The organism is Salegentibacter salarius (assembly GCF_900168265.1).
Taxonomy (GTDB): domain Bacteria; phylum Bacteroidota; class Bacteroidia; order Flavobacteriales; family Flavobacteriaceae; genus Salegentibacter; species Salegentibacter salarius.
The window spans coordinates 215,170-229,890 of the sequence record NZ_FVZF01000002.1; the positions used below are offsets into that span (position 1 = coordinate 215,170).

Here is a 14,721-nt window from a genome sequence, read left to right on the forward strand (position 1 = left end):
TATTTTATATTAGAGCAAAGTTAATTTTTTAAAGCAATACTTCAAACAAGGCTCAATTAATTTCCGAAATTATATCTAAGGGTTATTCCAGATCTTATTGTTGTTTGCGGAAAAGCAGTAGAAACAGCATATTCAGAGAAGTTATGTTCGTAGTAGAATATGGCCGTTAAATTACTGGAAATGGCATAATCTGTCGTGAAATTTAGACGCCAAATATCCTGCCCGGCAATCACCTGGCTGGTTTCTAAATCTAAATACCTGATGATACTTTTATTTCTTCTAAAAGAAACATCAGCTTTAAAATTAAGATCGCTACTTAAAATTCTATTTCTCCCACCAAGACCAGTGGCAATTTTTAGATCTTTAATTCTATACCCGGCACCAACTATGTATTCATTTCCTGTAGTTTCAGTCAATAAATTATTATCAAAACTCAGGGAAAGCATTCGGTCTTTTCTTACCTCTGCCAATAATTGAATAGCATTCTTAGTTTCCAGGTCTAAACGGAATAACGGAGTAAATAATTCGGTTAAAACAATATTGGAATACAGGATAGGGTTTTTAAAATCTCCAGCCTGGTTAGTATCAAATTCGTTATCGGCATCGTAATCCAGGTTTGTTTGAAACTGGTTGATGGTATAGTTAGATTGATATCCGTGGTTTATAGAAAACCTTCTAAATTTATCTCTAAACCAACCAATACGCATTAACCCGGTATATTTCATATTCCAGTTAGGCAAAGGCATATCTCTAAACGCTCCTAACTTTATATCCTCTGGATCTTTACCTGCGTAGGCCGAAACAAATGCCGGAAGCAAGACAGCCTGGTTTGTTTTCCCTATTCCCACCGGGTAACCGTCTTCATCTACATCATTAGGATCTAAACCACGCTCCCGGGCTAATCTTTGAGCTATTTCTAAACGATTCTCCCTGAAGCTTTCAAAAGTTGCTGAAGATTGCTCGTTAGATTGATTAAAGGCTGTTTTGATAAGAATAGTAGAAATGTTGAAGTTTCCGTAGTTATATGGAGTCAATGGAATATACTCCAGGGTAGTTGGGTTTACCCTATAATTTTCTGAATAATTCTCTGAATAATTTCTATTAGCACTTATGTCTACCGTGAGATCTGGAATAATATCCAGGGAAGCCTGTAAATCTAATTGCTCGTTTTTTAAAGTAGAATATTGCTGATTGAAATTTTGAAATAAAGTTAACCAACCTCTCCTGGCAGCCTGGTACCTCACCTCGTCCTGCCAGCCAAAAGTAAAGCTTGTACTTGGTTGCAAAGTTCCCATAAAACCTACACTTGGGGTGTAACCGGGCAGGAAAGTTCCTTCATTTTGCCGGTAGTTTATTTGCAACCTACTCAAAATAGTTACAAAATCTACAAAAGTATTATAGCTTTTACTGGTTTTTTCAACCACTTCAGCATCCTGTGTTCGCTGCTCATCTTGAGGTGTTCCATCTAGCGTGGGCACACCTGCACTACGTTGTTTTATAGTTTGACCGCCTCTACCATCTTTCTTTTCCAGCCCCAAATAAGAATATAACGCTTCCATATCAAGATTAGCATTTATCTGGTGAGAGCTAGAATTCTGTACGCTATTTCCAATATCGGGAATCCCTTCCAGGTTTTCGTAGATCCTAGAACCACGTTGCCATTGGAAATCGCCAGTATAAGAATAAGTTGCATTTATAAAATCCAACACTGGGATTTTATCAAAAGGAAGATCATAATTTACCTGTAAATTCTGGTAATGCAAATCTGGAGTACCAATACTGAAGAAATTATCCCAAACTCCAATAGAGTTATCGGCAAAACCTTCTTCATCTATATAGTTTCTAACAATTCGATTATTTGAAGCGTTAAAAGCAAAGCTTAGCGAATTTGTAAGATTATAATTTATACCATATTCCCAATTGAATAAATAGTTTCGCTGGTAAAGGGTAGGAATCCCTAAATCTTCATCTGAAAGTTCCAGCGATCTAAATTTCTGCTCATTGTATTGTCTCAGAATAGTAGAACTCGCATTTATATTAGACGGTAATAAGTTCACATTAAAATCTCTAACCAGCGAATAATAATCGCTACTATCTAAAGCTGAAATATTCTTAAAAGGCTCTACTTGCTTAGGCTCAAAATTAAACTCATAAGTAGCTCCAGCCCGCACATTTTGATTCAGAGATTCTTCAATTTCAAAATCCCGATGATCAACCTGGTTGTAAGAAGTGGTAAAAGCAAAATTCTCAATATCGTAAGGCATAGGCTTTGCTTCGCCGGTACGTTCTTTACGCAAACCAATTACATTTACGCTTTGTCGCTTGGTATAAGACTGAGACTGTCTTTTTATCTGCTCTCTTTCGGCAGGATCAACAATATCTGCAAGTCGCGTTTCTAATTCTAAATCTAAAAATTCCTGATCGTATTTTGGAGTAATTAATTCTTCTCCCCTACTATAATTAAAAGGAATTTTTACGCCCCATTTTTCCGGAAGTAACTGGCCGGCATTAATATTAGTAACTACGTCGTATTGCTGGGAATTTTCCCTGCTTCGCTGATTTGGCCCCTGTTCTATAGTTCCAAATCCTACCGTACTTTTTCTACCGGTAGCGGCTACGGTAGCAAAATCGGCCAGGTTGGTATCCATATTAATTATGGTTGCCCAACCACCCTCATTATCAAGGTCTGAAAGTCTTAGTTCGTTAAACCAAACTTCTCCACATAAATCCTGGACACCGTTGGTTGGAGTTCCATTTTTTAAACCGAGCATTAGCACTCTAACATTTCCAAAACTTGGATTACCCTTAATTCCCAGGCGCAGTTGATCCATTTCATAGGATTCTTCTTCATCTACTAAATCTAAATTCTCGGTAAAGAAATTCAATTCTCCTGCATTTAAGGCTGGATCGCCTAACACACTGGTCTTTACGCGTTGCAATAAATCTAATGGTAATTCCATTCTATTTCCTGCCGGCCAAATTTCTTCAGCAGTCATTGCGCCAAAAGCGGTAGGACTTAAAGGCACTTCAATTTGATAGTAATTATCGGTGAAATCGGTTCCCATTCTAATAAAAGCAACCAACTGGCCGTCTTTTAACGGAGTTCTATTCGGTAGAGATTCAGCGTGTAAAAACATTTCCAGTTTCTTATACTGCCGCATATCTAACTGAAAATTCTTGTAAACCGCCCTGGCATCTTGCGGTTCTAAATCACAAACCCTAAGCGAAAGGGATTGTTCATTTTGCCTGATATTAGTGTTATTTTCGAAAAGCTCTTCCCTAATTACCCCTGGAGGCAACACATAAGGCACCGGCTCCCGATTTTCATTTTCCTCAATATTTACCGCTGAAACTTCGAAAAGTGTGTTCTGATTTTCAGGAAGTATATTCCTGTCTCTTAAACCGCGGTTATATCTTCGGTAATCTCCTCTAACCAACTCCATAGTCCCGAACCGCAATAATGTTTTTTCCTGAAAACCGCTAAGAAACATTCTCATAAAGCGTATAGACCTATAATCTGCTATACCGCCCTTTGCATCTGTGGGTTCGTAAATAGGAATTTTGAACTGAAGCCAACGTACCGGGAGTTCGTTTCCGTTTCTAAGTGTTGTAACAAGTTCCTTTTCATCGGTTATATATTGGTTGTTTTCAATACCCATACCCGGGAAAAAAGGTATTTCGTATTCAAAATAACTGTCTATAGTGTTCATCGTGTTGTCACGATTCACATCTTCTGTAGTGGGTAAAGTAGTATTCCCCCTATTGGTATCTCCAACTTCCGGAGGTGAATTTCCATCGGGGCCATTATAGTTTCTATAACGGGTAACAATATCTCCTGTAGTGTTTAGAAAATACTCATAATTATCGGCCGCAGGATCAGGAAAATTGCTGAATTCCGGGAATTTTAAAGCTTCTTGCGCATCTGAAAGCCCATCGTAACCTACATCCTGATTGGTACGTTCTTCCCCTTCAGTATCAAAAGCATAAATTAAAGATTGATCTGCCGGAACTTTAGCAAGCTCGGTTTCTATAGTATTCTCTGTACCGCCACCGGGTGGCAATCCATTTTCAAACTGCTTACGCCCATCTTTTAGCACGTCTTCAGAAATATTCCCCAAGTTAAAATTGATAGTTCCGGCTGAATTCCCACTATTTTCGGAGTAGATATAAGGATCCATCACCCAAAACTCTATAAACTCCACATTGCTTTGCTCAAAATTCGTGGTATTTATACCGCGCATAATTCCTCCAAAATTTTGAGAGGGATTTGGTAAAGTACCTTCAGTTGCCATGGGATTAAAGTTATAAGGACCACGTTCTGTAGGGAAATAAGCCACATCCATCGTATAAACTACCTGCGGTTGGCCCTGTACTACATCGGTATTTGGAAATATCTCGCTAAGTGCTACTCTTCTTGTAGCATAGTTTGAAATATCATTATCTGTAATTCCATCGGGTCGGTTACTGCTATAAAATATTGGATCTATAGTATACCAGGATAAACCTGCACGTTTGTACCCTACCTTATTATCACCATTGGCCAGTTCACCACCAAAACCTAAAGGCACACTACTCAACTCCCAACTAAGCGGAGAACTAATATCTATAGTGGTTTGCGCTGCTTCAAAATCATCTATATAAGTAGTAGCCTCTCCCTGAAAGTCATTAATTGCCGGCGCTCCCGGTTGCAAATAAGCAAACTCCCCGGTAACAGAGAAATTAGAAGGCACATCGGTATCGATATTTGGCAGTTTATTTACCATCCTGGTAAACAAAGGAACTTCGGTAGAATAGTTTACGTTAAATCCAAATATGGAGTTATTTATAGGCTCGTAACTATAATTCGCCTTTTGAGTAAGCGGGCGTTCCTTCAGGTTTAAAAAAGTAGCACCTACTAAAAAGTTTTCATTAAACTGGTGCTCTACATTTATTCCGGTAAAACGTTTGGTTTGCTGCCCAAATAAGGCATTATTTTCAGTATTAACCTGGATTGGAATATCTGAAGCCAGCAAAGCTTCATCAAGAATCTGCACTCTTCCAAGTTCATAATTTACCACATAATCTACACCTTCCTGCAGGACTCTTCCCCCAGCGGTTACGGTAACTGAGCCCGGTGGCAGGTTAAAACCAATTGGAATTCCTTCAACTTCTCCAGATTTATATCTTCCCTTTAACTGAAATTTATTTTTATCGGCATCTTCCTGTTCGGCCTGGGTTTTCGTGGTGCGGTACAAAGACCTGAAAACATATTTCTGCTGGTTGGCATTCCATGTTTCAGGATTATCATAATCTTCTGTCCCGGTATTTGGAGAATTATCCAGTTCATCAAATAAATGCTGCCCAAAGGGTTCTACCGTAGTAAAAATAATATTTCCGGTTTGCGGATCTATAGTTAGGCCGGGGACATAATCAAAGAAACCATCTCCGCCATTTATGGGATCATTATTATTATTCAGTTTATCTAAATTAAAAACACGAAGCAGCGGCGTATCGCTAACATCTTCCGGAAGCGGAACAGAACCATCACCAGCCGGTTTTATATAATTTAGAGGTTGTGGATCTGTATATAGAATATTCAACCTGAAATCTTCACGCTCCAATTGATAAGCTCCAAGACTGTAAATATTCTTCATCATTAAATCCCAAACCGGCTCATCTACATTGGTAATGGTGCTTTTAAGCATTTTAACTACCAGATTTCGGTTTACCCGCTGGTTAGAGCTAGGCTCCATTGGATCCTGACCAACAATATTATCTCCCGTAGCATTTACACCATCATTGGCAAACTCTCCAACCTGATAAACTTCGCCGTTTACCGTATATTGAAAAGCAACCGCAAGAATTTCGTCGTTACTTAAGCGTTGATTTAAGGAGATATATCCTAATTGTGTATTTAAGCTGTATTCATTAGGCTGTAATTGGCGGGCATTCTCCAATTTCACATAATCCAGACCTTCAGAAACCTGCACACCGCCAAAACCATTATCTACAGTAGCCACGTCACGAATAGCAGGTGTTAAAACAGATTCAGCTGAATCATCTATTCCGAATGGATTAAAATCGTTGTTGGCGTTATCAGGAAAACTTCCGGCGGGCTGATTGAAAAAACCGGCAGGTATATTATCAAGACCTATATTGCCGGACTCATTTGTTTCTCCCAGATCCTGAATCCCGACTATATTACGGGTATCGGTAAGATTCTGTACGTTATTGGTACGATTGGTCACCCAAACCTGAACCCTTTTTATTTGAATATTTGCGTTGATAAACGGATAATCTTCAAGAGCCTCATCATAATGATCCCTAAAATAATGCGAAAGAAAAAAGTGACGATCCTGATCGTAATCCAGCGCAAATTTTTCAAAATCTTCTACCGCGGCACCACCTTCAACATTTACGGTACGACGCTCTGATTTTTGTTCAGAAAACACGCCGGTAATTCGGGTTTTCCCAAATTGTAATTCAGTTTTAAATCCGAATAAGCTTTGCGCTCCTTGCATTAACGCATTGTTAAGCGGCATATTCACATTACCCACTTCAATTTTTCGAACTATATCATCTTCAGTAGGCGTATATTCAAGCTTTAATTGATTCTGAAAATCGAAAGTTGACTGTGTATCATAATTGGCGGTAATTTGCAGGCGCTCCCCAATTTGCCCTAAAAGACTAAGGCTTATTCGCTGATCAAAATCAAAAGTAAGATTACTTCGGTTTCGTGGGGAGAAGGCCGGATTATCCTGTTTTGTATACAGTAAGCCCAGATCCATTTCTACCGTTCCCTGCGGAACGATATTAATTTCTGAACCTCCAAAAACACTCTCGAAAAAATTATTATTGACGTAAAAATCTGGCAGTAGATCTCGCTGAATTTCCTCTGAACCTTCTTTTCGACCGGCTTGCGCATCAATCTTGCGCTTAAAATAATTCCGCATTTCTTCATCTAAAACAAGATTTTCATATTCTTGCGGAGTTAAAATTAATGGAACAGAAAGGTCTAAATCTCCTAATTTTTCGCGGTAAATATAGCGGTCCAGGATAGGATCGTATTCATAGAAAGAAGAAATAAGCTGAGAATCTGGCAGGGCAATTTCACCCAAAGTATACCCCGTATCAGTAGTATCCTGTGGGGTTTCCTGCGCAGTGGAACTCAATGAAATTATCAATGACAACAACAAGCTGAGTCTAACTGAAGTTGACAGCTTCAAATAATTGTGCCTCAATTCTTTACAGATTTTTAAGAGCCATTTTTATAATAGATTCTACGGTAGGGCTGGTTGAATCTTTCATGATTTTATCTACTACCCTGGTAGCCTGCTTTCTGGCAAAGCCCAGAGTCTCTAATGCAGATAACGCTTCTTCTTTTATTGTATTGTCTTGAGGAACAAAAACTTCGTCTTCCCCATAGACTTTTAATATCTTGTCTTTTAAGTCTAAAATTACCCGCTGGGCGGTTTTAGCTCCAATTCCCTTAACGCTTTGTATAGTAGGCACATCGCCATTGGCAATGGCGTCTTTAACCTGATTGGGTTCTAAAGAAGACAACATTGTTCTTGCAGTGCTAGTCCCCACGCCGGAAACAGAAATTAGTAACCTAAAAATATCCCGCTCTGATTTTTGATAAAATCCGTACAGCGTATGGGAATCTTCCTTTACGTGCAAATGGGTGTAAATACTTATATTTTCTGAATCTGGAATGAGGGAAAAAGTGTGCAGGGAAATATTGACCATATACCCAACACCGTTACAGGCGATTACTAAGTAGGTAGGATTCTTCTCTATTAATTGCCCCTTGAGATGATGAATCATAAAATTTTAACTTAAAGAGCCAAATGTAGTAAATAAAAGTTAAGCCCGAAACCTTTGTCCCGGGCTTAACTACTGTATTTCCGCTTAATTTTACTTCTTTTGCTTCTTTTCTTTTTCCTGGGCATCTACAACAGTCACTGCCGTCATATTCACAATTTCTTCTACGCTTGCTCCAAGCTGAAGAATATGCACCGGCCTGCGCATTCCCATCATAATTGGGCCAATAGAGTCTACCTTGTTCAGCTCTTTTATAAGTTTGTAGGTACTATTAGCTGAATCCAGGTTAGGGTAAATTAAAGTATTCACTTTTTTCCCTGCCAGTTTTGAAAATGGAAACTTATTCTGAAGCATTTCACGGTTAAGCGCAAAATCTGCCTGCAATTCCCCGTCTACATTTAAATCGGGGTGATAACGGTGCAAGTAAGAGACAGCGTCTTTAACTTTTGTAGCGTGAGGGTCTTTAGAAGAACCAAAGTTCGCATAAGACATCATGGCAATTACCGGTTCCAAACCAAATAACTTAACCGTTCTCGCCGTCATTTGTGCAATTTTAGCAAGGTCTTTTGCCGGCGGGTCTATATTTATAGAGGTATCACTAATAAAAAGCGGACCTCGGGAAGTGTTCATAATATTAGTAGCTGCCACACGACTTACTCCAGGAGCCATTCCAATAAGTTCCAGCATTGGTTTTACCACCGCCGGATATGCTCTGGAATAACCAGACAGTAAACCATCGGCATCACCCTCGTTAACCATCATGGCTGCGAAATAATTACGTTCGCGCATTAGTTTTTCGGCATCATAAAGCGTTACTCCACTTCGGCTCCTGGTTTTCCAATAAACCTGCGCATAAGCCTTTCTATGTTCTTCTTCTTCATCAGATTTTGGATCGATGATAAGCACATCTTCATTAAAATCTATCTCGTGCATCAATTCTTCAATCACACCTCGGCGACCAAGCAGAATAGGAATGGCCACACCTTCATCATGAACAATTTGCGCAGCTTTAAGCACATCAAGATGATCGGCTTCAGCAAAAACAATTCTTTTAGGATTCATTTTTGCGCGGTTAAGCAACAATCTCGTAATCTTATTATCACTGCCCATTCTTTCAAGCAGCTCCTCTTCGTATTTCTCCCAATCCTGAATTGGCTGTCTTGCCACACCACTTTCCATCGCGGCTTTAGCTACGGCTGGAGGCACTTTAGCTATTAATCGCGGATCAAATGGCTTGGGAATAATATAATCTGAACCAAAATTAAGCCTGGTTTCTCCATAAGCGATATTCACTTGTTCTGGCACGGCTTCTTTGGCAAGTTCGGCCAGGGCTTTTACCGCGGCTTTTTTCATCTCTTCATTAATCTTGGTCGCCCTAACATCTAAAGCTCCACGAAAAATAAAAGGAAATCCGAGTACATTATTAACCTGATTAGGATGGTCACTTCTTCCGGTCGCCATAATAATATCCTTGCGAGTATCCATCGCCACCTGATAATCTATCTCTGGGTTTGGATTTGCCATCGCAAAAACGATAGGGCGTTTCGCCATACTTTTCAGCATCTCAGGAGAAACAATATCGGCTATAGAAAGGCCTACAAAAACATCGGCATTCTTCATCGCTTCTTCAAGAGTATCTATTTTCCTGGAAGTCGCAAATTCTTTCTTTTCTTCAGAAAGGTCAGGTCGGTCTTTTCTAATCACGCCTTTACTATCTGTCATCACAATATTCTCTGCCTTTGCGCCAAAAGATTTGTAGAGTTTTGTACAGGAAACCGCAGCGGCACCGGCGCCACTTATTACGATTTTCACTTTTTCTATCTTTTTCTTAGCGAGCTCTAATGCATTCAGTAAAGCCGCGGCAGAAATAATTGCCGTCCCGTGTTGATCATCGTGCATTACCGGAATATCCAGCTCTGCCTTTAGCCTTTGTTCTATCTCAAAAGCTTCAGGAGCTTTGATATCTTCCAGGTTAATTCCGCCAAAAGTAGGTGCAATGTTTTTAACCGTTTCAATGAATTTATCTACATCTTTGGTATCTACTTCAATATCAAAAACATCTATATCGGCAAAGATCTTGAAAAGAAGGCCTTTTCCTTCCATCACCGGTTTAGAGGCTTCAGGACCAATATCTCCAAGACCTAAAACTGCGGTTCCATTAGATATTACCGCTACAAGGTTTCCCTTTGTGGTATATTTATAAGCATTTTCTTTATCCTTTTCTATCTCGAGACAGGGCTCTGCCACCCCTGGTGAATAAGCGAGGGAAAGATCCCTTTGCGTAGCGTATTTTTTGGTTGGTTTAACCTCTATTTTTCCTGGTTTTGGCTTGGCGTGATACACCAGGGCCTCTCTTCTTTTTCTAGGATTATTACTCATAATTTAATTTTTCTGCTAATTACAAAGGTAGCAAGCTTAGCTGCAAAATTGACTTTCTTTAACCAAAAGAAAATTTAAATTTTAATAAATTAGAAGAATATTTTCCTGCGGAATTTTTTATGAAAAATCAACAACAGAAAGCTGATTTATTCTGAATTATATGCAAGAAACAAAAATCTTTAGCTAGCAACCTGAAGCCTGAAACAAACAGTTAGTCTTTTAAAAACTGAATATTTCTCTTCAAACCTTCAAATTTGGTTCTCTTTACAGCCGATTTTCTAAAGATCTCATTAAAAGTTTCTTTAGTAAGTTCTTCCCAGCCTTTTTTATCTTTTTCAAGCAATTCTGGATGCGGATTAAATAATGGCTCGTTATGTGGTTTTGAAAACCTATTCCAGGGACATACATCCTGGCAAATATCACAACCAAACATCCAGTCTTCGAACTGGTTTTTATAAGAATTAGGCAATTCGTCTTTAAGCTCTATGGTAAAATATGAAATACATTTACTGCCATCTACCTTGTAAGGATCTACAATCGCATCAGTAGGACAGGCGTCTATGCAGGCGGTACAACTTCCGCAGTGATCGGTAACCGGCGTATCGTATTCCAACTCGAGACCTACAATCAATTCGGCTATAAAATAGAAAGAACCAGTTTGTTTGGAGAGTAAATTGGAGTGCTTCCCAATCCAGCCGAGTCCGCTTTTTGCGGCCCAAACTTTATCCATAACAGGGGCCGAATCTACAAAAGCACGCCCATCAATTTCTCCAATTTCATCCTGCATAAACTGCAATAGCTGCTTCAGTTTATCTTTAATTACAAAATGATAATCCCGGCCATATGCGTATTTACTGATTTTATAAGAATCTTCCCTCTGAGTTTCACCAGGATAATAATTTAACAAGAGTGAAATCACACTTTTAGAACCTTCTACCAATTTTGTAGGATCCAGTCGCTTATCAAAGTTATTCTCCATCCAGCGCATTTCCCCGTGACGGTTTTTCTTGAGAAACTCTTCTAAACGCGGAGCTTCTTCCTCCAGAAATTCTGCTTTCGAGATGCCACAAGATAAAAATCCGAGGCGTTCGGCTTCGGATTTTATCATACTTGTGTAAGCTTCCTTCAGAGTATCCTTCATAGTTTTACAAAGATGCGATTTTTAAAACATTTGAAAGATTTAAAACCAAAAGCTCTGGAAACAAAATTATATCCTGGCTTCGAAGAATATTCGGTAAATATGGCTATGGTGTGTTTTCGGCTATTGGAGCCATATGCTCATGGGTGATTTTCCAGCCATCACTGGTTTTAATGAAGAGTAAAGTTCCCTGCATCTTAAAATCATAAGCTTCTTCGCCCCTTTCAAATTTGAAATTGGCATGAAAAGTCACATTAGCTACGTCACCACCATATATATGGATTTCCAGGTCTTCCCAATCCCACTTTTCAACTTCAGTAATGCTACCAAGGAAATTTCGTTCGAATTCTTCATTTTCTTTAGGACCCTGTCTTTTATCGCCATCCTGGAATTCGGTAAATTTTGGTCCGTAGGCATGCATCGAGATTAATTTATCTGTCTCGTTATTTCTTATGCTTTGCTCAATCTCCTCAAGAGCTTCCTTCACTTCCTCCTTTTCTTGCGCGTACTCCTTATTCAAATCAATTTGGCAGTAAGCCGAGCTAAATCCAAAAAGTAAGACAATTAGAATAAAAATTTTAGCTTTCATCATACTTAGTTTTAAGGTTACTTTTTTTCAAACACGTGAATACTTAATATACAACTAATTGATTTACAAAACAATAAGGGTTTACAGGAGGTTTTTAAAATGCCTCCTGAGAAATCTTTAGGAAGAATAGTTTTTTTAGAAAACTTAAATGCGCTCAGTAATAATTAAAAGGAAACAATGATTGTTTATTAATCTAAAGTTAGATCAATATTATGGCCATCAGTAATAAAATAGATGGATTTAGCAGAATATAAAATTAGGATCTTGATTGAAATTTTAGAATAGCATTTTTTGGTTTGAGCGTAATAAGTGGCTTAATATCGATCTCATCAAAACCAGGAACTATTTTATACTGGCTTACCAATTCGGTGACTGCAATGATCATCTCGAACATGGCGAAGTTATTACCTATACATTTCCTGGGACCGGCGCCAAAAGGAAAATATTGCGAAGAAAATTTTCGTCCTCCTTCAGCGAAGCGTTCCGGTTTAAAAGCATCGGGATCTTCCCATAGATCAGGGTGACGATGAACCTCATGAATGGAGAACAATAAATTAGATCCAGGCTCGAAATATTTTCCTTCGAAATTATCTTCTTCAAGGTTAACCCGATCTATAAAATATGCCGGTGGATATAGTCTCATAGACTCTTCAATCACCTGCTGAGTAATCTGGCATTTGGTCACATAGCTCATCAAGTCCAGTTCCTGTTCCTTTAAGGCAGAAATTTCTTCATAGATCTTTTCCTGCCATTGCGGATTTAGCGCCAGCAATTGAGCTGTAAAGGTTAGTGCATTAGATGTAGTCTCATGACCGGCTGTAAAAAGTATCAGAATCTCATCTATAAGCTGCTCTTCATCCATAAAATTTCCGTCATCATACTTTGCTTCCAACAGCATATCCAAAAGATCATCATATTTTTCTTGTGAATCCCTTCTTTCCTGAACTATCTTGCTTAGAATGTTCCGGGCTTCGGCAGTTAGCTTAAGATAGCTATCGATCTTCCCGCTTGCTCTAAACCACCAACCCAGATAGGGCTGGCGTAGTTCCTTAACAAGCATTTTCTGGGTCTCTTCTGTAATATATTGCAGCCTGTTGATCTCCTCCTGATTCGCAGCACTGCTAAACAAAGATTTCACAACGGTTTGAAAAGCGAGATCATTATAAACAGGAAAAATATCAAGCTCTTCATTTACTGTGATCTTTTTATATTCCAGTAATATTGCTTGCTTTATAGAATCCAGCAGGTTAGCAAGTTGTTTTTTATGGAATGCAGGCTGAATTAGTTTTCGTTGTTTTTTCCAATGCTCGCCTTCTGAGGTAAGCAAACCTTTTCCAACATATTTAACCAGATCCTTAGTCTGAATCTCAGACTTTACGAAATTTTTCTGATTCTTTTGAAGTACATATTCCACCAGTCCGGCATCCCTGGAAAATATCACCGATTTATTAAATCCAATATTTAACCGAAATGTATCACCTTTCTTCTGAAAATTATCATGATGAAAAGGCAGAGGATTCTTTAAAATATTGGCAGAGTGCTTAAGGAATTTCAGTAAAGATACTTCAGGTATTTTGCCAGATTCAGTCATAAATTATTGATTAAAAAGTCCGCCCTGAATATCTCCTTTCACCCTGCCCAAATGTTTGTAAGCAGCTTCGGTCACTTCCCTCCCTCTTGGAGTTCTATAAATAAATCCTTGCTGAATAAGAAAAGGCTCGTACACCTCTTCAATGGTTTCCGCACTTTCGCTTACTGCGGTAGACAAGGTAGTTAATCCTACCGGACCACCTTTAAATTTATCAATAATGGTTTCCAGGATCTTATTATCCATTTCATCTAAACCGTGGGCATCTACATTTAAAGCTTTAAGCCCGTATTTAGCGATTTCCATATCTATTTTGCCATTCCCTTTAATTTGGGCAAAGTCCCGCACTCTACGCAGTAAAGCATTGGCAATCCTGGGAGTTCCGCGGCTTCTACCGGCAACTTCTATTGCAGCATCCAGGCTAATGGGAACCCGAAGTATCTCAGCGCTACGCTGTACGATATCTGAAAGCAATTCGGTTGAATAATATTGTAAGCGACTGGAAATACCAAAACGTGCCCGCATAGGCGCCGTGAGCAATCCTGAGCGCGTTGTAGCTCCAATAAGTGTAAACGGATTTAAATTGATTTGAACTGTTCTTGCATTTGGCCCAGATTCAATCATAATATCTATACGATAATCTTCCATTGCAGAATACAGATATTCTTCAACTACCGGACTTAACCTATGGATCTCGTCTATAAATAAGATATCACGTTCTTCGAGATTGGTAAGTAAACCGGCAAGATCACCGGGCTTATCCAAAACAGGACCTGAAGTGACTTTTATTCCAACTCCCAACTCATTAGCCAGGATATGGGCTAAGGTAGTCTTCCCTAATCCGGGAGGGCCGTGAAATAGAGTATGATCTAAAGCTTCTTCCCTTTGGTTTGCGGCTTCAACAAATACTTTAAGATTCTCCAAAACCTGATCCTGGCCGGCAAAATCATCAAAACTTAAGGGGCGCAATGCCCTTTCGATATCAAATTCTTCTGGGGAGAAATTTTCTCCTGAAGGATCAAGATTTTCATTCATAAAACATCAAAATTATGGAGCTGTATATAAGCAAAGATAAGTAAACTACTTCGGAGCAAGCTCACGAAGCTTTATTATTGAAAAATATAATTTGATTTCGGGGCAAGCCGCGGAGCATTCAATCCCGATTATCGAGTAAAATACCCTGGGGCAATTCTATAAGAATCTCTAAAATAAGTCTAAAAGCAA

7 protein-coding genes are annotated in these 14,721 nt (G+C 39.0%); all 7 read right to left on the reverse strand.

Features of this window, described 5'->3' with window-relative positions:
- Positions 1-56: 56 nt before the first annotated feature.
- Positions 57-7,199 carry a T9SS outer membrane translocon Sov/SprA gene (gene sov, locus B5440_RS02275; RefSeq protein WP_449415952.1) on the reverse strand — a complete coding sequence of 2,381 codons (7,143 nt, stop codon included), beginning with the start codon at positions 7,197-7,199 and terminating at the stop codon, positions 57-59.
- A gap of 25 nt (positions 7,200-7,224) precedes the next feature.
- Positions 7,225-7,806, reverse strand: a complete 582-nt coding sequence (gene ruvA, locus B5440_RS02280; protein WP_070053867.1) for a Holliday junction branch migration protein RuvA — start codon at positions 7,804-7,806, stop codon at positions 7,225-7,227.
- Positions 7,807-7,896: 90 nt separating this feature from the next.
- The gene (locus B5440_RS02285; protein ID WP_070053868.1) at positions 7,897-10,182 is read right to left on the reverse strand and encodes an NADP-dependent malic enzyme; all 2,286 of its coding nucleotides are present in this window, start codon (positions 10,180-10,182) and stop codon (positions 7,897-7,899) included.
- A 211-nt stretch (positions 10,183-10,393) separates the two neighbouring features.
- Positions 10,394-11,323: a tRNA epoxyqueuosine(34) reductase QueG gene (queG, locus tag B5440_RS02290; RefSeq protein WP_070053869.1), complete on the reverse strand. Its 930-nt coding sequence runs from the start codon at positions 11,321-11,323 to the stop codon at positions 10,394-10,396.
- A gap of 103 nt (positions 11,324-11,426) precedes the next feature.
- Positions 11,427-11,912 carry a nuclear transport factor 2 family protein gene (locus B5440_RS02295; RefSeq protein WP_079711049.1) on the reverse strand — a complete coding sequence of 162 codons (486 nt, stop codon included), beginning with the start codon at positions 11,910-11,912 and terminating at the stop codon, positions 11,427-11,429.
- A 253-nt stretch (positions 11,913-12,165) separates the two neighbouring features.
- Positions 12,166-13,500 carry a cytochrome P450 gene (locus B5440_RS02300; RefSeq protein WP_070053871.1) on the reverse strand — a complete coding sequence of 445 codons (1,335 nt, stop codon included), beginning with the start codon at positions 13,498-13,500 and terminating at the stop codon, positions 12,166-12,168.
- A gap of 3 nt (positions 13,501-13,503) precedes the next feature.
- Entirely contained in the window at positions 13,504-14,532 is a 1,029-nt protein-coding gene (gene ruvB / locus B5440_RS02305) for a Holliday junction branch migration DNA helicase RuvB (protein WP_070053872.1), read from the reverse strand.
- Between the last annotated feature and the right edge of the window lie 189 nt (positions 14,533-14,721).